Annotated in this window: 16 protein-coding genes and 1 riboswitch; of the genes, 10 read left to right on the top strand and 6 right to left on the bottom strand. The window is 58.2% G+C overall.

What is annotated here, in order from left to right:
- The first annotated feature begins 264 nt into the window (after positions 1–264).
- Both rpoB and rpoC read left to right on the top strand, forming a co-directional pair.
- Positions 265–4,293, top strand: a complete 4,029-nt coding sequence (gene rpoB / locus AC6I7Z_RS18005; RefSeq protein WP_048786719.1) for a DNA-directed RNA polymerase subunit beta — start codon at positions 265–267, stop codon at positions 4,291–4,293.
- Between the two features lie 79 nt (positions 4,294–4,372).
- Positions 4,373–8,596 (top strand): DNA-directed RNA polymerase subunit beta', encoded by a 4,224-nt coding sequence (rpoC, locus tag AC6I7Z_RS18000; RefSeq protein ID WP_497815207.1) that lies wholly within the window; start codon positions 4,373–4,375, stop codon positions 8,594–8,596.
- 141 nt (positions 8,597–8,737) lie between these two features.
- Here the strand turns inward: rpoC and AC6I7Z_RS17995 are convergent, their stop codons facing one another.
- On the bottom strand, positions 8,738–9,037 hold the full coding sequence (locus AC6I7Z_RS17995; RefSeq protein ID WP_497815206.1) for a hypothetical protein: 300 nt from the start codon (positions 9,035–9,037) through the stop codon (positions 8,738–8,740).
- An 85-nt stretch (positions 9,038–9,122) separates the two neighbouring features.
- Here AC6I7Z_RS17995 and AC6I7Z_RS17990 point away from each other — a divergent pair, with 85 nt between their 5' ends.
- Complete coding sequence (locus AC6I7Z_RS17990) at positions 9,123–10,058, top strand: LysR family transcriptional regulator (protein WP_497815205.1); 936 nt, start codon at positions 9,123–9,125, stop codon at positions 10,056–10,058.
- Positions 10,059–10,155: 97 nt separating this feature from the next.
- On the opposite strand, the gene AC6I7Z_RS17985 is transcribed toward AC6I7Z_RS17990, so the two are convergent.
- Positions 10,156–10,347 carry a DUF1127 domain-containing protein gene (locus AC6I7Z_RS17985; protein ID WP_497815469.1) on the bottom strand — a complete coding sequence of 64 codons (192 nt, stop codon included), beginning with the start codon at positions 10,345–10,347 and terminating at the stop codon, positions 10,156–10,158.
- A 173-nt stretch (positions 10,348–10,520) separates the two neighbouring features.
- Here AC6I7Z_RS17985 and AC6I7Z_RS17980 point away from each other — a divergent pair, with 173 nt between their 5' ends.
- Complete coding sequence (locus tag AC6I7Z_RS17980) at positions 10,521–11,990, top strand: aminotransferase-like domain-containing protein (protein WP_497815204.1); 1,470 nt, start codon at positions 10,521–10,523, stop codon at positions 11,988–11,990.
- A 182-nt stretch (positions 11,991–12,172) separates the two neighbouring features.
- On the opposite strand, the gene thiE is transcribed toward AC6I7Z_RS17980, so the two are convergent.
- The 3 genes from thiE to rsd all read right to left on the bottom strand — a co-directional run bounded on the left by thiE (position 12,173) and on the right by rsd (position 15,558).
- Positions 12,173–12,805, bottom strand: a complete 633-nt coding sequence (gene thiE, locus AC6I7Z_RS17975; RefSeq protein ID WP_497815203.1) for a thiamine phosphate synthase — start codon at positions 12,803–12,805, stop codon at positions 12,173–12,175.
- Positions 12,802–14,727 carry a phosphomethylpyrimidine synthase ThiC gene (gene thiC / locus AC6I7Z_RS17970; protein WP_497815202.1) on the bottom strand — a complete coding sequence of 642 codons (1,926 nt, stop codon included), beginning with the start codon at positions 14,725–14,727 and terminating at the stop codon, positions 12,802–12,804. The genes thiE and thiC overlap by 4 nt, the downstream gene beginning before the upstream one ends.
- Before the next feature lie 86 nt (positions 14,728–14,813).
- Positions 14,814–14,914, bottom strand: a riboswitch (TPP riboswitch).
- Positions 14,915–15,048: 134 nt separating this feature from the next.
- Positions 15,049–15,558 (bottom strand): sigma D regulator, encoded by a 510-nt coding sequence (gene rsd / locus AC6I7Z_RS17965; protein WP_497815201.1) that lies wholly within the window; start codon positions 15,556–15,558, stop codon positions 15,049–15,051.
- Between the two features lie 152 nt (positions 15,559–15,710).
- Here rsd and nudC point away from each other — a divergent pair, with 152 nt between their 5' ends.
- The 6 genes from nudC (at position 15,711) to AC6I7Z_RS17935 (ending at position 20,106) form a co-directional block, all read left to right on the top strand.
- Entirely contained in the window at positions 15,711–16,481 is a 771-nt protein-coding gene (gene nudC, locus AC6I7Z_RS17960) for an NAD(+) diphosphatase (RefSeq protein WP_497815200.1), read from the top strand.
- Positions 16,482–16,522: 41 nt separating this feature from the next.
- Entirely contained in the window at positions 16,523–17,590 is a 1,068-nt protein-coding gene (hemE, locus tag AC6I7Z_RS17955; protein ID WP_497815199.1) for a uroporphyrinogen decarboxylase, read from the top strand.
- Positions 17,591–17,592: 2 nt separating this feature from the next.
- Positions 17,593–18,261 carry a deoxyribonuclease V gene (gene nfi / locus AC6I7Z_RS17950; protein WP_497815198.1) on the top strand — a complete coding sequence of 223 codons (669 nt, stop codon included), beginning with the start codon at positions 17,593–17,595 and terminating at the stop codon, positions 18,259–18,261.
- Between the two features lie 62 nt (positions 18,262–18,323).
- The gene (locus tag AC6I7Z_RS17945; RefSeq protein WP_033793167.1) at positions 18,324–18,914 is read left to right on the top strand and encodes a YjaG family protein; all 591 of its coding nucleotides are present in this window, start codon (positions 18,324–18,326) and stop codon (positions 18,912–18,914) included.
- Positions 18,915–19,102: 188 nt separating this feature from the next.
- Complete coding sequence (hupA, locus tag AC6I7Z_RS17940; protein WP_033755847.1) at positions 19,103–19,375, top strand: nucleoid-associated protein HU-alpha; 273 nt, start codon at positions 19,103–19,105, stop codon at positions 19,373–19,375.
- 68 nt (positions 19,376–19,443) lie between these two features.
- Positions 19,444–20,106, top strand: a complete 663-nt coding sequence (locus AC6I7Z_RS17935) for a DUF1481 domain-containing protein (protein ID WP_497815197.1) — start codon at positions 19,444–19,446, stop codon at positions 20,104–20,106.
- 35 nt (positions 20,107–20,141) lie between these two features.
- On the opposite strand, the gene purD is transcribed toward AC6I7Z_RS17935, so the two are convergent.
- Complete coding sequence (gene purD / locus AC6I7Z_RS17930) at positions 20,142–21,422, bottom strand: phosphoribosylamine--glycine ligase (RefSeq protein WP_497815196.1); 1,281 nt, start codon at positions 21,420–21,422, stop codon at positions 20,142–20,144.
- Between the last annotated feature and the right edge of the window lies 1 nt (position 21,423).

Below are 21,423 nucleotides of genomic sequence, written 5' to 3'. Positions count from 1 at the left end.
CCTTTTTGCGCTCAAGAGCCTTGATGGGGTTTCGCACTGTTTGTCCATCGCTGCTCTTCAATATCTTTTTCTATCGACGACTTAATATACTGCTTTCCTGCGCGGGTTCCCTGCCCATGCTAATGCAATGAAATGATTTAAGAGTGATAGAAAGATGTATTGCATGTGGCCTCCGTGTCGCATGAATCAAACAAAATAGTGTTGCATGAACTGTCCTTCAGGACGGACAGCGTGGGTCGACTTGTCAGCTAGCTGAGGAACCCTATGGTTTACTCCTATACCGAGAAAAAACGTATTCGTAAGGATTTTGGTAAACGTCCGCAAGTACTGGACATACCTTATCTCCTTTCTATCCAGCTTGACTCGTTTCAGAAGTTCATCGAGCAAGATTCGGAAGGTCAGTACGGACTGGAAGCAGCCTTCCGTTCCGTCTTCCCCATTCAGAGTTACAGCGGTAACTCAGAGCTGCAATACGTCAGCTATCGTCTGGGCGAACCTGTCTTTGACGTGAAAGAGTGTCAGATTCGTGGCGTGACGTTCTCCGCACCGCTGCGCGTCAAACTGCGTCTGGTGATCTACGAGCGCGAAGCGCCGGAAGGCACCGTAAAAGACATTAAAGAACAAGAAGTCTACATGGGCGAAATTCCGCTCATGACCGACAACGGTACCTTTGTGATCAACGGTACCGAACGCGTTATCGTTTCTCAGCTGCATCGTAGTCCTGGCGTCTTCTTCGACAGCGATAAAGGTAAAACCCACTCATCGGGTAAAGTGCTCTATAACGCACGCATCATTCCTTATCGCGGTTCATGGCTGGACTTCGAGTTCGACCCGAAAGACAACCTGTTCGTACGTATCGACCGTCGTCGCAAGCTGCCGGCCAGTATCATTCTGCGCGCGCTGAACTACACCACTGAGCAGATCCTCGATCTGTTCTTCGAGAAAGTGGTGTTCGAGATTCGCGACAACAAGCTGCAGATGGAACTGGTGCCTGAGCGCCTGCGCGGCGAAACCGCCTCTTTCGACATCGAAGCCAACGGCAACGTCTACGTCGAAAAAGGCCGTCGCATCACTGCGCGCCACATTCGTCAGCTGGAAAAAGATGGCATTCAGCACATCGAAGTCCCGGTTGAGTACATTGCGGGCAAAGTGGTCGCGAAAGATTACATCGACGAGAGCACCGGCGAACTGATCGTTCCGGCGAACATGGAACTCTCCATGGATCTGCTGGCCAAGCTGAGCCAGGCGGGTCACAAGCGTATTGAAACGCTGTTCACCAACGATCTGGATCACGGCCCGTACATCTCCGAGACCCTGCGCGTCGACCCAACCAACGATCGCCTGAGCGCGCTGGTTGAGATCTACCGCATGATGCGTCCTGGCGAGCCGCCGACGCGTGAAGCTGCGGAGAACCTGTTCGAGAACCTGTTCTTCTCTGAAGATCGTTACGATCTGTCGGCTGTTGGCCGCATGAAGTTCAACCGCTCGCTGCTGCGTGATGAAATCGAAGGTTCAGGCATCCTGAGCAAAGAAGACATCATCGAAGTGATGAAGAAGCTGATCGACATCCGTAACGGTAAAGGCGAAGTGGACGATATCGACCACCTCGGCAACCGTCGTATTCGTTCAGTAGGCGAAATGGCGGAAAACCAGTTCCGCGTTGGCCTGGTTCGCGTAGAGCGCGCGGTGAAAGAGCGTCTGTCGCTGGGCGACCTCGACACGCTGATGCCGCAGGACATGATCAACGCCAAGCCGATTTCGGCGGCGGTGAAAGAGTTCTTTGGCTCCAGCCAGCTCTCACAGTTTATGGATCAGAACAACCCGCTGTCTGAGATTACGCACAAACGTCGTATCTCTGCACTCGGCCCAGGCGGCCTGACGCGCGAGCGCGCCGGCTTCGAAGTTCGAGACGTACACCCGACCCACTACGGTCGCGTATGTCCAATCGAAACCCCTGAAGGTCCGAACATCGGTCTGATTAACTCGCTGTCTGTGTACGCGCAGACCAACGAGTACGGTTTCCTGGAAACCCCGTATCGTCGCGTTATCGACGGCGTGGTTTCTGACGAAATCCATTACCTCTCTGCAATCGAAGAGGGTAACTACGTTATCGCTCAGGCGAACGCCCAGCTGGATGATGAAGGTCACTTCGTTGACGATCTCGTCACCTGCCGTAGCAAAGGCGAATCGAGCCTGTTCAGCCGCGATCAGGTTGACTACATGGACGTTTCCACCCAGCAGGTGGTTTCCGTCGGTGCGTCGCTGATCCCGTTCCTGGAGCACGACGATGCTAACCGCGCCCTGATGGGTGCGAACATGCAACGTCAGGCCGTACCGACGCTGCGCGCTGACAAGCCGCTGGTAGGTACCGGTATGGAGCGCGCGGTAGCGGTCGACTCCGGCGTTACCGCCGTAGCGAAACGTGGCGGTACCGTACAGTACGTCGACGCATCCCGTATCGTTATCAAAGTTAACGAAGACGAGATGTATCCGGGCGAAGCGGGCATCGACATCTACAACCTGACTAAGTACACCCGTTCTAACCAGAACACCTGCATCAACCAGATGCCGTGTGTGTCGCTGGGCGAGCCGGTCGAGCGCGGCGACGTGCTGGCTGACGGTCCGTCAACCGACCTGGGCGAACTGGCGCTTGGCCAGAACATGCGCGTCGCGTTCATGCCGTGGAACGGTTACAACTTCGAAGACTCCATCCTCGTTTCCGAGCGTGTGGTTCAGGAAGATCGTTTCACCACCATCCATATTCAGGAACTGGCGTGCGTGTCTCGCGACACCAAGCTGGGGCCAGAAGAGATCACCGCTGACATCCCGAACGTGGGTGAGGCTGCGCTCTCTAAACTGGATGAGTCCGGCATCGTTTATATCGGCGCAGAAGTCACCGGCGGCGACATTCTGGTGGGCAAGGTAACGCCGAAAGGTGAAACCCAGCTGACGCCGGAAGAGAAACTGCTGCGCGCTATCTTCGGCGAAAAAGCCTCCGACGTGAAAGATTCGTCGCTGCGCGTGCCGAACGGCGTCTCTGGTACCGTTATCGACGTTCAGGTCTTTACCCGCGATGGCGTGGAAAAAGACAAACGTGCGCTGGAAATCGAAGAGATGCAGCTGAAGCAGGCGAAGAAAGACCTGTCTGAAGAACTGCAGATCCTCGAAGCGGGCCTGTTCGGCCGTATCCAGGCCGTGCTGATCTCCGGCGGCGTGGAAGCCGATAAGCTCGACAAGCTGCCGCGCGAGCGCTGGCTGGAGCTGGGCCTGACCGACGAAGAGAAGCAGAACGCGCTGGAGCAGCTGGCTGAGCAGTACGACGAACTGAAGCACGAGTTTGAGAAAAAACTCGAAGCCAAGCGTCGCAAGATCACCCAGGGCGACGATCTCGCGCCGGGCGTGCTGAAAATCGTCAAGGTCTATCTGGCCGTTAAGCGTCAGATTCAACCGGGCGACAAGATGGCAGGCCGTCACGGTAACAAAGGTGTTATCTCCAAGATCAACCCGATCGAAGATATGCCTTACGACGAGAACGGCACGCCGGTCGACATCGTACTGAACCCGCTGGGCGTACCGTCGCGTATGAACATCGGTCAGATCCTGGAAACGCATCTGGGTATGGCGGCGAAAGGTATTGGCGACAAGATCAACGCCATGCTGAAGCGTCAGGAAGAAGTCGCGAAACTGCGCGAATTCATCCAGCGCGCCTATGACCTGGGCGCGGACGTGCGTCAGCGCGTTGACCTCAACACCTTCTCTGATGACGAAGTGTTGCGTCTGGCTGAGAACCTGAAAAAAGGTATGCCGATCGCGACGCCGGTGTTTGACGGCGCGAAAGAGAGCGAAATCAAAGAGCTGCTGCAGCTTGGCGATTTGCCGACTTCTGGCCAGATCACGCTGTTTGACGGCCGTACCGGCGAGCAGTTCGAGCGTCCGGTCACTGTGGGCTACATGTACATGCTGAAACTCAACCACCTGGTGGATGACAAGATGCATGCGCGTTCAACCGGCTCTTACAGCCTGGTTACTCAGCAGCCGCTGGGTGGTAAAGCACAGTTCGGTGGTCAGCGCTTTGGTGAGATGGAAGTGTGGGCGCTGGAAGCATACGGCGCGGCATACACCCTGCAGGAAATGCTTACCGTTAAGTCTGATGACGTGAATGGTCGTACGAAGATGTATAAAAACATCGTCGACGGCAACCATCAGATGGAACCGGGCATGCCGGAATCCTTCAACGTTCTGTTGAAAGAGATTCGCTCGCTGGGCATCAACATCGAGCTGGAAGACGAGTAAGCACTCGCAAGTACTGGTTATGGGGCGCGCAGTTTCGGCTGCGCGCCCCTGAGAGTTCCACTCCGACGGGAGCTAATCCGTGAAAGACTTACTTAAGTTTCTGAAAGCGCAAACTAAGACCGAAGAGTTTGATGCGATCAAAATTGCGCTGGCTTCGCCAGACATGATCCGTTCCTGGTCGTTCGGTGAAGTGAAAAAGCCGGAAACCATCAACTACCGTACCTTCAAGCCTGAGCGTGACGGTCTTTTCTGCGCCCGTATTTTCGGACCGGTAAAAGATTACGAGTGCCTGTGCGGTAAGTACAAGCGCCTGAAACATCGCGGCGTGATCTGTGAGAAGTGCGGCGTCGAAGTGACCCAGACCAAAGTGCGCCGTGAGCGCATGGGCCACATCGAACTGGCTTCTCCGACCGCGCACATCTGGTTCCTGAAGTCGCTGCCGTCCCGTATCGGCCTGCTGCTGGATATGCCGCTGCGCGATATCGAACGCGTGCTCTACTTTGAATCATACGTTGTTGTCGAAGGTGGCATGACCAACCTCGAAAAACGTCAGATTCTGACCGAAGAGCAGTACCTTGACGCGCTGGAAGAGTTCGGTGACGAATTCGACGCGAAAATGGGCGCCGAAGCGATCCAGGCTCTGCTGAAAAATATGGATCTGGAGCAAGAGTGCGAGCAGCTGCGTGAAGAGCTGAACGAAACCAACTCCGAGACCAAGCGTAAGAAGCTGACCAAGCGCATCAAGCTGCTGGAAGCGTTCGTCCAGTCTGGCAACAAGCCGGAGTGGATGATCCTGACCGTGCTGCCGGTGCTGCCGCCGGATCTGCGTCCGCTGGTTCCGCTGGACGGCGGTCGTTTCGCTACGTCGGATCTGAACGATCTCTATCGTCGCGTTATCAACCGTAACAACCGTCTGAAGCGTCTGCTGGATCTGGCTGCGCCGGACATCATCGTACGCAACGAAAAACGTATGCTGCAGGAAGCGGTCGACGCCCTGCTGGATAACGGCCGTCGCGGTCGTGCGATCACCGGTTCCAACAAGCGTCCGCTGAAATCTTTGGCCGATATGATCAAAGGTAAGCAGGGTCGTTTCCGTCAGAACCTGCTCGGTAAGCGCGTTGACTACTCCGGTCGTTCTGTTATCACCGTAGGTCCATACCTGCGTCTGCATCAGTGCGGCCTGCCGAAGAAAATGGCGCTGGAGCTGTTCAAACCGTTCATCTACGGCAAGCTGGAGCTGCGTGGCCTGGCCACCACCATCAAAGCCGCGAAGAAAATGGTTGAGCGCGAAGAAGCGGTCGTCTGGGATATCCTGGATGAAGTTATCCGCGAGCACCCGGTTCTGCTGAACCGTGCGCCGACGCTGCACCGTCTGGGTATCCAGGCGTTTGAACCGGTTCTGATCGAAGGTAAAGCTATTCAGCTGCACCCGCTGGTGTGTGCGGCCTATAACGCCGACTTCGATGGTGACCAGATGGCAGTTCACGTACCGCTAACGCTGGAAGCTCAGCTGGAAGCGCGTGCGCTGATGATGTCTACCAACAACATCCTGTCACCTGCGAACGGCGAGCCAATCATCGTTCCGTCTCAGGACGTTGTACTGGGTCTGTACTACATGACCCGCGACTGTGTTAACGCCAAAGGCGAAGGCATGGTGCTGACCGGCCCGAAAGAAGCCGAGCGTGTTTACCGCGCTGGCCTCGCATCGCTGCACGCTCGCGTGAAGGTACGTATTACCGAACACGAGAAAAACGAGCAGGATGAGTGGGTTGCTAAAACCAGCATCATCGACACCACCATCGGCCGCGCCATCCTGTGGATGATCGTGCCGAAAGGTCTGCCGTTCTCTATCGTTAACCAGGCGCTGGGCAAAAAAGCTATCTCCAAAATGCTGAACACCTGTTACCGCATTTTGGGCCTGAAGCCGACCGTTATCTTTGCTGACCAGACCATGTACACCGGTTTCGCCTACGCTGCCCGTTCAGGCGCGTCTGTCGGCATCGACGACATGGTTATCCCAGAGAAGAAAGTGGAAATCATCACCGAAGCGGAAGCGGAAGTGGCTGAAATCCAGGAGCAGTTCCAGTCTGGTCTGGTTACCGCGGGCGAGCGTTACAACAAAGTCATCGATATCTGGGCTGCGGCGAACGAGCGCGTAGCGAAGGCGATGATGGAAAACCTCTCGACTGAAACCGTGATTAACCGTGACGGCGAAGAAGAGAAACAGGTTTCCTTTAACAGCATCTTTATGATGGCTGACTCCGGCGCGCGTGGTTCTGCGGCGCAGATTCGTCAGCTGGCAGGTATGCGTGGTCTGATGGCGAAGCCGGACGGCTCCATCATCGAGACGCCGATTACCGCGAACTTCCGTGAAGGTCTGAACGTACTCCAGTACTTCATCTCGACCCACGGCGCGCGTAAAGGTCTTGCGGATACCGCACTGAAAACCGCGAACTCCGGTTATCTGACGCGTCGTCTGGTTGACGTTGCGCAGGATCTGGTTGTGACCGAAGACGACTGCGGCACCTTCGAAGGCATCATGATGACGCCGGTTATCGAAGGCGGCGACGTCAAAGAGCCGCTGCGCGAGCGCGTACTGGGTCGTGTGACCGCAGAAGACGTGCTGAAGCCGGGCACCGCTGACATCCTGGTTCCGCGTAACACGCTGCTGGATGAGCACTGGTGTGATGTGGTCGAACAGAACTCTGTCGACACCATCAAGGTTCGCTCCGTTGTTAGCTGTGAAACCGATTTTGGCGTGTGCGCCCACTGCTACGGTCGCGACCTGGCACGTGGTCACATCATCAACAAAGGTGAAGCGATCGGTGTTATCGCGGCACAGTCCATCGGTGAGCCGGGTACACAGCTGACCATGCGTACGTTCCACATCGGTGGTGCGGCATCGCGTGCGGCTGCTGAATCCAGCATTCAGGTGAAGAACAAAGGTACTATCAAACTGACCAACGCCAAGTCGGTAACCAACTCCGCTGGCAAACTGGTTATTACCTCGCGTAACGTCGAACTGAAAATGATCGATGAGTTTGGCCGTACTAAAGAGAGCTATAAAGTCCCTTACGGCGCGACCATGGCGAAAGGCGACGGCGAACAGGTTGCAGCGGGCGAAACCGTAGCGAACTGGGATCCGCACACCATGCCGGTTATCACCGAAGTAAGCGGCTTCATTCGCTTTACTGACATGATTGATGGCCAGACCATCACGCGTCAGACTGACGAACTGACCGGCCTCTCTTCGCTGGTGGTTCTGGATACCGCAGAGCGTACTGCTGGTGGTAAAGACCTGCGTCCGGCGCTGAAAATCGTCGACGAGCAGGGCAAAGACGTTCTGATCCCGGGCACCGACATGCCGGCTCAGTACTTCCTGCCAGGCAAAGCGATCGTGCAGCTGGAAGATGGTAAGAAAATCAGCTCCGGTGACACCCTGGCGCGTGTGCCGCAGGAATCTGGCGGTACCAAGGACATCACCGGTGGTCTGCCGCGCGTTGCCGACTTGTTCGAAGCGCGTCGTCCGAAAGAGCCAGCAATCCTGGCGGAGATCAGCGGTATTATCTCCTTCGGTAAAGAGACCAAAGGTAAACGTCGTCTGGTGATTACGCCGGTTGATGGTAGCGAGCCGTACGAAGAGATGATCCCGAAATGGCGTCAGCTCAACGTGTTTGAAGGCGAGCGCGTAGAACGTGGTGACGTGGTTTCCGACGGTCCGGAATCGCCGCACGATATTCTGCGTCTGCGTGGCGTCCATGCTGTGACCCGTTACATCACTAACGAAGTGCAGGAAGTTTACCGCCTGCAGGGCGTTAAGATTAACGATAAGCACATCGAAGTCATCGTTCGTCAGATGCTGCGTAAAGCAACCATCATGAGCGCGGGAAGCACCGACTTCCTGGAAGGTGAGCAGGCGGAAGTCTCTCGCATCAAGATCTCTAACCGCGATCTCGAAGCGAACGGCAAAATCGGCGCGACCTACATGCGCGATCTGCTGGGTATCACCAAAGCGTCACTGGCAACCGAATCGTTCATCTCGGCAGCCTCGTTCCAGGAGACGACTCGTGTCCTGACCGAAGCCGCTGTTGCAGGCAAGCGCGACGAACTGCGCGGTCTGAAAGAGAACGTGATCGTGGGTCGTCTGATCCCGGCCGGTACCGGTTACGCTTACCATCAGGATCGTATGCGTCGTAAAGCCGCAGGTGAAGCACCGGTAGCGCCGCAGGTTACTGCGGATGAAGCCTCTGCCAGCCTGGCTGAACTGCTGAACGCCGGTCTCGGCGGCAGCGACAACGACTAATCGCTCCTCGCGTAATAAAAACCCTGCCTCGGCAGGGTTTTTTTTTGCATGTAGAAGAGATAGCCGCCACGTTAGATGAACCGTTTAACACGCTAGCTGGTGGTAAGGCCTGAACAAACGCCGGTCTGAACGTCGTACGGTTCATGCCGCCGTGGGCGCAAACAGCACTTCGAAGCTGTGCATCGGGCCCATTTCAATAATCTGTACAGTGAGCAAACCGGCCTCGACCATCGGCAAACGCGACACCAGCGTTTCCAGCTCGTCACGGGCGAAGGTCTCGTAAATAACGCTAACAGTCACCGGACTGGGAGAAAAATAGATCTCCCGCAGCGCCCCAGCCTTGTAGTCATGCCATACCCCCTGCATCTCTGCCACCGCATAAGACTTGAATTCTGCCGGATCGCGACCGGCAGCAGGTGTGAGTAGAACTAAAAATTTCATATCATGATCTCCTTTAAGAGGCTCAACGTTATCAGCCGTAGCCAGGCGCTTGTAGGCTGCCTGGCAGCAAGGAGATATTGACCAGATGGCAACACCGCTCTTTTCATCCAGCCTGACGCAGCTGCTCTGGTTCGCGCGTATCGTTGAAGCCGGATCCTTTGCCGAAGCCGCGCGCCGTGCCGGCACAACCACCTCGGCCGTCTCTAAAGCGTTAAGCCGGTTCGAGAGCCAGCATGGCGTGCGCCTGCTGCACCGCACCACGCACGCGCTGTCGCTGACCGAAGAGGGCGAGAGAATGCTGATGCTGGCGCGCGGGCTGCTGGAGGAGGTTTCTCAGGTTGAAAACGCGCTGAGCGGCATCGAGGGCGAGGGCGCCAGCGGCCGGGTGCGCATCTCTGTGCCGTCCTCTTTTGGACGCGTCTGTATCATGCCAGCGCTGCCAGCCTTCCTTGCCGCGCACCCTGAGATCTCGCTGGAAATGCACTTCAGCGACGCGATGGTGGATTTAGCGAGCGGCGGCTTTGATTTCGTGATCCGCTCCGGCCCGCTGGAAGCCTGGCCGGGTCACTCCGCTCGCAAGCTCTTTAGCTTTCCCTGGGTCGCCTGCGCAACGCCCGGCTATCTGGCGCAGCACGGCGAACCTGCTACGCCTTCCGAGCTGAGCGCGCATAGTCAGATAGGCTTCTGGAATCCTAATAAAGGACGAGCGGACGCCTGGCATTTTCGTTCGCCTGAGGATGGCAGAGCGGTGCGCTGGGAGCCCGCCTCGCGCTATCTGTTCGATGACGGTCAGGCTGCGTGGCAGATGATTCGCGCCGGGTGCGGCACAGGCTGGGCACCTGCCTGGCTGGGCGCATCCGATTTCGCCAGCGGCGAAGTGGTTGAGATATTGAAAGCCTGGCGGACAGAGAGAGTAAATATGTGGGTGCTGCGTCTGGAACGGCGATTAACGCCCCGACGAACGCAGACGGTTATCGATTTTTTAATCGGGCTTTTCCTGCCCTATGAATCTTTGGTGTAGCTCTCGCGCGTAAAGGCGCTGCTTGCTGGCGGACGGGATCTTAGTGTCCGCCAGGGTAAAAAAGAGGACGAGACGCGCTGTATGGATGGTCAGCACGCTAGCGTTTCTCGCTTTCAATATCGCCGCGCGTCAGACCGATATCTTTGAGCTGCGCATCGCTGAGGTGCAGCAGGATGAGCCGCGTCTTACGCCGCTGGTGGAGCTCTCTCAGGCTACGCACGATAGCGCGTAGCAAAGACCAGGGCGTAACTGAAAAAGGTTTTGCCGCACAGTTTTCTTCGTATCCCATTTTACTTTCCTCATCAGGTGAACTGAGGAATAGTTTCCGCCTGATGACGCAAAGGATACAGACGCAAAATTCGATTTTGTTTAACATACAGATTGCCGTAAGCGGCGTCTGAATGGTAAAAAATCATCTTGTCTGTACTGTTTTTTAACTTCTCAGCCTGACGGGAGCCGAACATGACGCGTTATCAACAGCTGGCCATGCATCTGGCGCAGCGTATTGAGCAGGGGCTTTTCCGCAGCGGCGAAAAGCTGCCGTCAGTGCGCACGCTGAGCCTTGAACATGGCGTCAGCATTAGCACCGTGCAGCAGGCGTACCACGTGCTGGAGGAGAAGCAGCTGATTACGCCGCAGCCGCGTTCCGGCTATTTCGTCGCGCCGCGCAAGGCCGCGCCGCCGGTGCCGGCGCTGACGCGTCCGGTGCAGCGTCCGGTAGAGATCACTCAGTGGGAGTCGGTGCTGGATCTGCTCGAGAGTCGTCAGGAAGGCGATACGCTGCAGCTGGGCAGCGGCATGCCCAACCTCACCCAGCCGACCCTGAAACCGCTGTGGAAAATTCTCAGCCGGCAGGCGCAGCGGCAGGAAACGCAGCTTCTCAGCTACGATAATCTGTATGGCGTAACCGGCTTGCGAGAGCAGGTGGCGCGGCTGGCGATCGACAGCGGATGTCAGCTGTCGGTTGACGATATTGTCATTACCACCGGCTGCCATGAGGCGCTGTCGGTTTCGATCCGCGCGGTATGTGAGCCGGGTGATATTATTGCGGTCGAGTCGCCGTCGTTTCACGGCATTATGCAGACCCTGCGCGGGTTCGGCATCCGCGCCATTGAGATCCCTACCGATTCGGTCACCGGCATCAGTCTGGAGGCGCTGGAGCTGGCGTTTGAGCAGTGGCCAATCAAAGCGGTTATGGTGGTGCCTAACTGTAACAATCCGCTGGGTTTTATTATGCCGGAGGCGCGTAAGCGCGCGCTGCTGACGCTGGCGCAGCGTTTTGACGTAGCGGTGATTGAAGACGACGTTTACGGCGAGCTGGCCTGGGAGTATCCACGGCCCGCCACGTTGAAATCGCTCGATCTGGACGGCCGGGTGCTGCTGTGCAGCTCTTTTTCGAAAACCGTGGCGCCAGGCCTGCGCATCGGCTGGGTTGCGCCAGGACGCTATCGCGATCGCGTGCTGCATATGAAATATATCGCCACCGGTTCCAGCAACACGCTGGCGCAGCATGCGATGGCGGAGTTTATTCGCCAGGGCTACTATCAGCCGCATCTGCGGCGCATGCGTCAGCTTTATCAGCGCAACTACGACTGCTTCAGCTGCTGGGTACGCCACTATTTTCCCTGCGGCATCTGCGTCTCGCGTCCGCAGGGCGGCTTTATGATGTGGGTTGAACTGCCGGAAGCGTTTGACGCCGTGCGGCTTAATCGCGAGCTGCGCGATTCGCATATTCAGATTGCGGTCGGATCGCTTTTTTCCGCATCGGGAAAATATCGCAACTGCCTGCGACTGAGCTTCGCGGTAACGCCGGACGACCGTGTCGAACAGGCGCTGGAAAAAGTCGGTCAGGCGGTCGAGCGCGCGATAGCCGCCTGCGCGGGCGAACACTCTCCACACTCCCTGCAGCATGACACCCTCCTGGCTAAATAGTTGAGGCAGGGCCAGAGAGGTGAAGGGGAGGTTCTGGCCCTGGCCGGGCGGATACCCGGCGAAAGCCACTGTAGCGCAGCAGAATAACGGCGCGAGCAAGAAAGCCTTTCGCTGCGCGCCGTTTTCCACTCTTTTTACCGCTGTTGCAGGATGTTGCCGCTTTTTGCGTGGCGCGTTGCGCGTTACGCCTCCGGCGGTTCCGCCAGCGCCAGCAACGCCTGGGTCGCGGCGCGCCAGTCCGGCGCCTGGGTAATGGCGCTGACGACGGCGATACTGCCGACGCCGGTCGCCAGCACCGCCGGCGCGCGCGCCAGGCTGATGCCGCCAATCGCCACGGTTGAAACGCCCTTAAGCCGCGTGATATGCCGCTGAAGCTCGGTCAGCCCCTGCGGCGCGGAGGGCATCGCCTTGGTCTCGGTAGGGAAAATATGCCCCAGCGCGATATAGGAAGGGCGTATCGCCAGCGCGCGGTCCAGCTCGTGGTCGTCGTGCGTCGACACGCCCAGCCGCAGGCCCGCCTCGCGAATGGCGTTCAGGTTCGCGACATCCAGATCCTCCTGACCCAGATGCACGCCGTAGGCGCGGTGCTTAACTGCCAGCTGCCAGTAATCGTTGATAAACAGACGGGCATTGTAACGCTTGCCGAGCGCGATCGACTCGATAACCGCAGGCTCTACCGCCTTCTCCTCACGATCTTTAATACGCAGTTGAATAGTGCGCACGCCGACCTCCAGCAGTCGCGCAATCCACTCCACGCTGTCGACGACCGGATAGAGCCCTAAGCGCGAGGCGGTGGCAGGGAAAGGGGCGTTCATCGTTTCTCCTCGTTCAGCGCGTCGGCTGAGTGGTAAAGCTCGCTGCCACGGCGGCGAAAGGTTTCAGACATCTGCTGCATGCCGATGGCGATCGGCTGCGCCTCGGCCTGGCTCGCCGCATAGTCGCGCACTTCCTGGCTGATTTTCATCGAGCAGAATTTTGGCCCGCACATCGAGCAGAAGTGGGCCACTTTACCCGACTCCTGCGGCAGGGTTTCGTCGTGATAGGCGCGCGCGGTATGAGGATCGAGCGCCAGATTGAACTGATCCTCCCAGCGAAATTCAAAGCGCGCCTTGGACATGGCGTTATCGCGGATCTGCGCGCCGGGATGCCCCTTCGCCAGATCCGCCGCATGGGCGGCGATCTTATAGGTAATCAATCCCTGCTTAACGTCCTCTTTATTTGGCAGGCCGAGATGCTCTTTGGGCGTCACGTAGCAGAGCATGGCGCAGCCGAACCAGCCGATCATCGCGGCGCCGATGCCGGAGGTGAAGTGATCGTAGCCGGGGGCGATATCGGTGGTCAGCGGGCCGAGCGTATAGAACGGCGCTTCGTGACAGTGCTCCAGCTGCTCGGTCATATTGCGGCGGATCATCTGCATAGGAATATGGCCGGGCCCTTCGATCATCACCTGCACGTCATACTCCCAGGCGATCTTCGTCAGCTCGCCCAGCGTGCGCAGCTCGGCGAACTGCGCCTCGTCGTTGGCGTCCTGAATCGAGCCGGGACGCAGGCCATCGCCAAGCGACAGCGAAACGTCGTAGGCGGCGCAGATTTCGCAAATTTCGCGAAAGTGCGTATAGAGAAAACTTTCGCGGTGATGCGACAGACACCACTTCGCCATAATCGACCCGCCGCGCGAAACGATGCCGGTCAGGCGCTTCGCCGTCATCGGCACATAGCGCAGCAGCACGCCGGCGTGGATGGTGAAGTAATCGACGCCTTGCTCCGCCTGCTCCAGCAGCGTGTCGCGAAACACTTCCCAGTCGAGGTTTTCCGCGACGCCGTTGACCTTTTCCAGCGCCTGGTAAATCGGTACGGTGCCGATGGGCACCGGGCTGTTGCGCAGGATCCACTCGCGCGTTTCGTGAATATAACGACCGGTGGAGAGATCCATCACGGTGTCGGCGCCCCAGCGGGTCGACCAGACCAGTTTCTCCACCTCTTCTTCGATAGAGGAGGTGACCGCCGAGTTGCCGATATTGGCGTTGACCTTGACCAGAAAGTTGCGGCCGATAATCATCGGCTCCGATTCGGGATGGTTGATATTCGCGGGAATAATGGCGCGTCCGGCGGCCACTTCCTGGCGTACGAACTCAGGGGTGATGTTTTCCGGCAGCTGCGCGCCGAAACCGTGGCCGTCATGCTGCTGGCGCAGCACTTCGCTGCGAATGCGTTCGCGGCCCATATTCTCGCGCAGCGCGATAAACTCCATCTCCGGCGTGACGACGCCCTGACGGGCATAGTGGAGCTGGGTAACGCGTCGTCCCGCTTTTGCGCGCCGCGGCTGCGGCAGCCGCTCGAAACGCAGATGATCGAGCCCGTCGTCGGCCAGACGCTGCTGCGTATAGCGCGAGCTGGTGTGCGTCAGCGCCTCGCTGTCGTCGCGCGCGACAATCCAGTCGGCGCGCAGCTTCGCCAGTCCGCGCTGTACGTCGATAACGGCATCGGGATCGCCGTAGGGACCGGCGGTATCGTAGACGGGCACCGCCTCATTCTCTTCATAGCGCGGACGATCTTTATCGCCGCCGAGCAGCGTCGGACTGAGCTGGATCTCGCGCATCGGCACGCGGATATCGTCACGGCTGCCCTGGATCCAGATACGTTTCGAGTTGGGAAAGGCGATGCCGCTCTGCAGCGCCTCAATAAAGGCCTGCGCCTGAGCGCGCTGTTCACGTCGGTTGGTTTTGGTCATAGACATAGCAATTTTCCTGTTGAGGGGGAACGTTGCTTGTCCGGAGTTCGGAAGGAGTAACAGAAACGGCAGGCAAAATCGCCAGCGCACTGATGATGTTTACTCTTGTTCCCTTCGCAGGTTCTAACCTGATCAGGTTCCGCGGATCCCGAATTAACGGTCTCAGCCCTTGCGGGCACTCCGACAAGATGTTGTTTTACGCTTTACACGCAAAACGCCCGTGCATATCGCACAAAAAACAAAACGGGTTTTCGGCGCTATCGTCGAAAACCCGTTCAGCATAGAAGGGCTGCTTTAGAATAACAAGCGATTTACAACTGACTAACCTTAAGCCGGGCGCGACAGCTGGCTGCTGTCGTTTGCCACCGGCGCGCGCACCAGGCGGTTGTCCCAGGCAAGCTGGATCAGCTTGTCTTCCAGCGTAAAACGCGCTTCCAGCACTTCGCCGACTTCCGACAGCGCCAGCTGAAAATCGACGCAGTTATCGTCGTCGATAGACTGCTGCAGATGGCCGTCATAGAGCTGCATCAGACGCTCGGTGTTGCCCTCCAGCGGCGGATAAATCTGCGCGGCGGCGATCATCGGGCTATCGCCTTCCATCTCATTGATGATGCGCTCATAAATGCTGAAGTGACCGGCGGAAAGGTAATCGACCAGGCTGTGACAAAAGTTGTCGAGCGCCTGCTCGTCTAACGTCGTGAGCGCCTCTTTGTTAGGCTTCAGCCCAACCAGGTGGTAATAAGAAACAAGTAGCTGGCGACGGGCGTCCAGCCACGTGTCTACCAGTTCGTTGCTGCCACCTACGCGCTCAGTCAGGACGTTTAACTGGTTAAGCATATCTGACTCCATGTAAAGAAAGTGCCCTTCCCGTCACGCTGCGGCTGGCCTGGCGCCGCCTGCAAGCTGGACGATTTAGGGTATAGTTGTTTGTCTACACACTTAACATCAGGACTTCAGCGTATTGATAAGACGCTAAGGATGACGATTAGATGCAACATGAGATCTCAAGCGTAGACGCTGGATGGTGGATTGTCAGCCATGAACAGAAACTTTGGTTGCCGCAAGGCGATCTGCCGCACGGCAGCGCCGCTGCGTTTAAGCTCGCAGGCAGCAAGGCGCAGGCGGTCGGCGAGTGGCAGGGCGAAACGGTATGGCTGGTGTGTGAGAGCCGCGATCGCGACATGTTCTCGGTGCGCCAGCTGATCGATGAAGAGCCAGGGCTGTTTCAGCTGGCCGGGCGCGCCGTGCAGCTGGCGGAGTTTTACCGCTCCCATCGCTTCTGCGGCTACTGCGGCCACGAAATGCATCTGAGCAAGCATGAAAACGCCTGCCTCTGCGGACACTGCCGCGAGCGCTACTATCCGCAAATCGCGCCCTGCATTATCGTCGCCATCCGGCGCGGCGACGAGATATTGCTGGCCAACCATGCGCGTCATCGCAACAGCATCTATACCGTGCTGGCGGGCTTTGTCGAGGTAGGGGAGACGCTGGAGCAGGCGGTGGCGCGTGAGGTAATGGAAGAGAGCAACGTCCGCGTCAAAAACCTACGCTACGTCACGTCGCAGCCCTGGCCCTTTCCGCACTCGCTGATGATGGCCTTTATGGCGGAATATGACGGCGGCGATCTGCAAATCGATAACAAAGAGCTGCTGGACGCCGGCTGGTACCGCTTCGACGCGCTGCCGCAGCTGCCGCCGCCGGGCACCGTGGCGCGCCGGCTAATCGAAGATACCGTCGCCATCTGCCGCGGTGAGGCGTAAGAAGTGTTACACTACGCGCCTGAAATTGAGAGAGTCCTGAAATGAGTGAACTGAAGAACGATCGTTATCTGCGCGCCCTGTTACGTCAACCGGTCGATATCACGCCGGTATGGATGATGCGACAAGCCGGGCGTTATTTGCCGGAGTACAAAGCGACGCGCGCCGTAGCCGGCGATTTTATGTCGCTGTGCAAAAACGCCGAACTGGCGTGTGAAGTCACCCTGCAGCCGCTGCGCCGCTATCCGCTCGATGCGGCGATCCTCTTCAGCGATATCCTGACGATCCCCGACGCGATGGGGCTGGGACTCTACTTCGAAACCGGCGAAGGCCCGCGTTTCTCTAATCCAGTTACCTGCCGCGCCGATGTCGACAAACTGCCGGTGCCCGATCCCGAGCAGGAACTTGGCTATGTGATGAATGCGGTGCGCACCATTCGCAAAAACCTTAACGGCGAAGTGCCGCTGATCGGTTTCTCCGGCAGCCCCTGGACGCTGGCGACCTACATGGTAGAGGGCGGCAGCAGCAAAGCCTTCACGAAAATCAAAAAAATGATGTACGCCGATCCGGCAACGCTGCATGCGATGCTCGATAAGCTGGCGGACAGCGTCACGCTTTATCTCAACGCGCAGATCCGCGCGGGCGCGCAGTCGGTGATGGTGTTCGACACCTGGGGCGGCGTGCTGACCGGCCGCGATTACCTGGAGTTCTCGCTCTACTACATGCATAAAATCGTCGACAGCGTGCTGCATGAGAACGAAGGGCGCCGCGTGCCGATTACGCTCTTCACCAAAGGCGGTGGACAGTGGCTGGAAGCGATGGCCGCAACCGGCTGCGACGCCCTTGGTCTCGACTGGACCACCGACATCGGCGAAGCGCGTCGTCGCGTCGGCGACAAAGTGGCGCTGCAGGGCAACATGGATCCGTCTATGCTTTATGCGCCAGCTGCGCGTATTGAGCAGGAGGTCGCGGGCATTCTCGACGGCTTCGGCGCGGGCAGCGGTCACGTCTTCAACCTGGGGCATGGCATCCATCAGGATGTGCCGCCAGAGCATGCGGGCGTGTTCGTTGAGGCGGTGCACCGTCTCTCAGGCCAATATCATCAGGAGTAAGTATGGACGTTGCTGCACTGCGCGCGGAGCAGATTCAGCGCGCTGCAGAGGTGGTGCGGCAGGATGATTTCGACGTTTTGCCGCCGCGTTTTATCGGCGGCGCCGACGTCGGCTTCGAGCAGGAAGGGGCGGTGACGCGCGCCGCCCTGGTGATCCTCGAATATCCTTCCCTGAAGCTGGTGGAGCATCGCATCGCGCGTATCGCTACCACCATGCCTTATATTCCCGGCTTCCTCTCTTTTCGCGAATATCCTGCGCTGCTGGCGGCATGGGAAATGCTCGAGCGCAAACCGGATCTTCTTTTCGTCGACGGACACGGCATTTCGCACCCGCGTCGTCTCGGCGTCGCCTCGCACTTTGGCTTGCTGGTAGACGTGCCGACTATCGGCGTGGCGAAAAAGCGCCTGTGCGGTCGCTTTGCCGATCTGGGCGCTGAGCCGGGCTCGCGCCAGCCGCTGATAGACAAAGGCGAGCAGATTGGCTGGGTATGGCGCAGCAAAGCGCGCTGCAACCCGCTTTTCGTGGCGACCGGACACCGCGTCAGCCTGGACAGCGCGCTGCACTGGGTAGAAAACTGCATGGGCGGCTATCGCCTGCCGGAACCCACGCGCTGGGCCGATGCCGTGGCGTCCAACCGCACCGCCTTTCAGCGCTGGCAAAGCGCGCTTTAACGCTGTGCGCGCGGCGCTTTTGCGGTACACTGCCGCCAGCTAAACGATGAAGAGCCCTGTTCATGTTACAAAACCCCGTTCACCTGCGTCTGGCTAAGCTGGAAAGCTGGCAGCATCTGACGTTTATGGCTTGCCTGTGCGAGCGTATGTTCCCCAACTATTGGGCATTCTGCCAGCAGACGGAATTCGCCGATCCGGCGCTTTATCGCCGTCTTCTTGATCTGATCTGGGAAAGCCTGACGGTTAAAGATGCCAAAATCAACTTCGACAGCCAGCTGGAAAAGCTTGAAGCCGCCATTCCCGACGGCGACGCCTTCGAGGTGTACGGCGTTTATCCAGCTATCGACGCCTGCGTGGCGCTAAGCGAAGTGTTGCACGCGATGCTGAGCGGCGAAACGCTGGAGCATGCGATTGAAGTCAGCAAGACGTCGATCACCACCGTTGCGATGCTGGAAATGACCCAGGCCGGACGCGAAATGAGCGACGAAGAGCTGCGCGAAAACCCAGCCGTTATCGACGAATGGGACCTGCAATGGGAGATTTTCCGCCTGCTTGCCGACTGCGAAGAACGAGACCTTGAATTGATCAAAGGTTTGCGTTTGGACCTGCGGGAGGCGGGAATCAGCAACATCGGTATAAATTTTCAGCAGTAAGGCGGGAAAACGTGACTTCAGGCCCGAATTAGCGCGCCTGGAGGCTTCACATCGGCCCCCTCTCTGGTCTACATTTGGGGGGCTGAAAATTGTGGCTATCGGTGCGTGCAGGCTGAAGAGTGCCAGAATATGGCTTTTCCCTCGCACTCGTTGCTTAGCAAGCGATAAATACACTTTAAGGATAACTTATGAACAAGACTCAACTGATTGATGTGATCGCGGAAAAAGCGGACCTGTCGAAAACCCAGGCTAAAGCGGCTCTGGAATCAACTCTGGCTGCGATCACTGAGTCTCTGAAAGAAGGTGATGCTGTACAACTGGTTGGTTTTGGCACTTTTAAAGTGAACCACCGCGCTGAGCGTACCGGTCGCAACCCGCAAACTGGCAAAGAGATCAAAATCGCTGCGGCAAACGTACCGGCATTCGTGTCTGGTAAAGCGCTGAAAGACTCTGTTAAATAAGACGTCGCACTGCGGTCAGAATTTTAAAAAAAGGGGCGAATCGGCCCCTTTTGTATTAGGGGCCAGCTATGCCGAACCTGCGTTCGCCCTCTTGTTTTGCCCTGCTTGCCTTGCTACTGCTTTCCGGCTGCGGTTCTACGCCCGACACGCCTCCTTTTAGCGCCAGCGGCTATCTTGCCGATCGCGGTGCGGTGCGCATCTGGCGCAAAAACAGCCATCTCACAATTCATCTGCGTACCCTCTATACGCCTTTCAACGGCGACGCAACTGAAACCACCGACTATGTGTGGCAAGAGGAGAAGCTGGTCAGCGTCGCGCGCCACGTCAGCGGCAAGCAGCCCGACGATGTCACCCTGCGTTTCGATCAGGACGGCAGCCTGAGCTTTATGCAGCGGCAGCTGGCCGGCCGGCGCGAAGCGGTCGACCCGGATACGGTAGAGCTCTATAAGTTCGATGCGCAGCGAATGCTGGCGCAGAGTAATGCGCTGCTCAGCGGTCGCGTGATGCTGAAGCAGGGCCAGTGGCTGGGCGCGAAGCAAATCGCCCTCTGCGACGGCGGGCGCGCGTCGCCATCCTTTGATGATTACGCGCTGCAGACGCTGGCGCAGCAGCAGAGACGCAGCGCCGCGCCGCTGCTGGTCTCCTGGCTGGAAGCGCCCGAAGGCACGCAGCTGCTGCGCGCTTCGCCGGGAGAAAGCTGCGATGCGCAGCCGAAAGAAGAAGATTTTTAAGGCAGAGAAAAGGGCGCATAACGCGCCCTTTTTGCTTACTTGCGGTTAATGGCGCGATAGCCGATATCGCGGCGGCAGAAGCTGCCGTTCCAGGAGATCGGCTGAGCCAGCTCATAGGCGCGCTTTTGCGCCGCCGCCACGTCGTCGCCCAGCGCGGTAACGCAGAGCACGCGGCCGCCGTTGGTCAGCACCAGATCGTTCTCGAGGCGCGTTCCGGCATGGAATACCTTGCCGTCGTCAACCTGCTCCAGCGGCAGGCCGTGAATCTGCTCGCCGTTGACGTAGTCGCCCGGATAGCCGCCCGCCGCCAGGACGACGCCTAGCGCCGGGCGCGGATCCCACTTTGAATCGGTCTGATCCAGCACGCCGTCGCAGGCTGCCAGGCAGAGTTCAACCAAATCCGACTGCAGGCGCAGCATGATCGGCTGAGTTTCAGGATCGCCGAAGCGGCAGTTGAATTCGATGACTTTCGGCTGACCCGACTGATCGATCATCAGACCGGCATACAGGAAGCCGGTATAGACATTGCCTTCCGCCGCCATGCCGCGCACCGTCGGCCAGATCACCTGATCCATAACGCGCTGGTGGATCTCGTCGGTAACCACCGGCGCAGGAGAGTAGGCGCCCATGCCGCCGGTGTTCGGGCCGGTATCGCCGTCGCCGACGCGCTTGTGATCCTGGCTGGTGGCCATCGGCAGCACATGTTCGCCGTCAACCATGACAATAAAGCTGGCTTCTTCGCCGTCGAGAAACTCTTCAATCACGATGCGATGGCCCGCGTCGCCGAAGGCGTTGCCGGCCAGCATATCTTTCACTGCCGCTTCAGCTTCTTCCAGCGTCATCGCGACGATCACGCCTTTACCGGCGGCCAGACCGTCGGCCTTGATGACGATAGGCGCGCCTTTCTCGTGCAGGTATGCCAGCGCGACTTCAACATCCGTAAAGTTGCGATACTCCGCGGTAGGAATATGGTGGCGGGCAAGGAAATCTTTGGTAAAGGCTTTGGAGCCTTCCAGCTGCGCGGCGTTTTTGGTCGGGCCGAAAATCTTCAGACCCGCCGCGCGGAAGGCGTCGACCACGCCGATAACCAGCGGCGCTTCCGGACCGACGATGGTCAGGTCGATCGCTTCGCGCTGGGCGAACGCCAGCAGGGCAGGGATATCGGTCGGGCTGATATCAACATTTTGCAGCGCGGGCTCCAGCGCGGTGCCGGCGTTGCCGGGCGCGACGAATACCGTTTCCGCCAGCGGCGACTGCGCCGCTTTCCAGGCCAGAGCGTGTTCACGACCGCCGTTGCCAATCACTAAAATTTTCATA

It is taken from the genome of Pantoea sp. X-Soil-MYKO-1289, from assembly GCF_059730625.1.
This window is presented reverse-complemented; position numbering and strand designations above follow the sequence as displayed.

Excerpts from the sequence above, each read along its gene's own strand:
- rpoB (WP_048786719.1), top strand. The coding sequence starts at position 265 with ATGGTTTACTCCTATACCGAGAAAAAACGTATTCGTAAGGATTTTGGT.
- AC6I7Z_RS17995 (WP_497815206.1), bottom strand. The coding sequence starts at position 9,037 with ATGAAATTTTTAGTTCTACTCACACCTGCTGCCGGTCGCGATCCGGCA.
- AC6I7Z_RS17990 (WP_497815205.1), top strand. The coding sequence starts at position 9,123 with ATGGCAACACCGCTCTTTTCATCCAGCCTGACGCAGCTGCTCTGGTTC.
- AC6I7Z_RS17985 (WP_497815469.1), bottom strand. The coding sequence starts at position 10,347 with ATGGGATACGAAGAAAACTGTGCGGCAAAACCTTTTTCAGTTACGCCC.
- AC6I7Z_RS17980 (WP_497815204.1), top strand. The coding sequence starts at position 10,521 with ATGACGCGTTATCAACAGCTGGCCATGCATCTGGCGCAGCGTATTGAG.
- thiE (WP_497815203.1), bottom strand. The coding sequence starts at position 12,805 with ATGAACGCCCCTTTCCCTGCCACCGCCTCGCGCTTAGGGCTCTATCCG.
- thiC (WP_497815202.1), bottom strand. The coding sequence starts at position 14,727 with ATGTCTATGACCAAAACCAACCGACGTGAACAGCGCGCTCAGGCGCAG.
- rsd (WP_497815201.1), bottom strand. The coding sequence starts at position 15,558 with ATGCTTAACCAGTTAAACGTCCTGACTGAGCGCGTAGGTGGCAGCAAC.
- nudC (WP_497815200.1), top strand. The coding sequence starts at position 15,711 with ATGCAACATGAGATCTCAAGCGTAGACGCTGGATGGTGGATTGTCAGC.
- hemE (WP_497815199.1), top strand. The coding sequence starts at position 16,523 with ATGAGTGAACTGAAGAACGATCGTTATCTGCGCGCCCTGTTACGTCAA.
- nfi (WP_497815198.1), top strand. The coding sequence starts at position 17,593 with ATGGACGTTGCTGCACTGCGCGCGGAGCAGATTCAGCGCGCTGCAGAG.
- AC6I7Z_RS17945 (WP_033793167.1), top strand. The coding sequence starts at position 18,324 with ATGTTACAAAACCCCGTTCACCTGCGTCTGGCTAAGCTGGAAAGCTGG.
- hupA (WP_033755847.1), top strand. The coding sequence starts at position 19,103 with ATGAACAAGACTCAACTGATTGATGTGATCGCGGAAAAAGCGGACCTG.
- AC6I7Z_RS17935 (WP_497815197.1), top strand. The coding sequence starts at position 19,444 with ATGCCGAACCTGCGTTCGCCCTCTTGTTTTGCCCTGCTTGCCTTGCTA.
- purD (WP_497815196.1), bottom strand. The coding sequence starts at position 21,422 with ATGAAAATTTTAGTGATTGGCAACGGCGGTCGTGAACACGCTCTGGCC.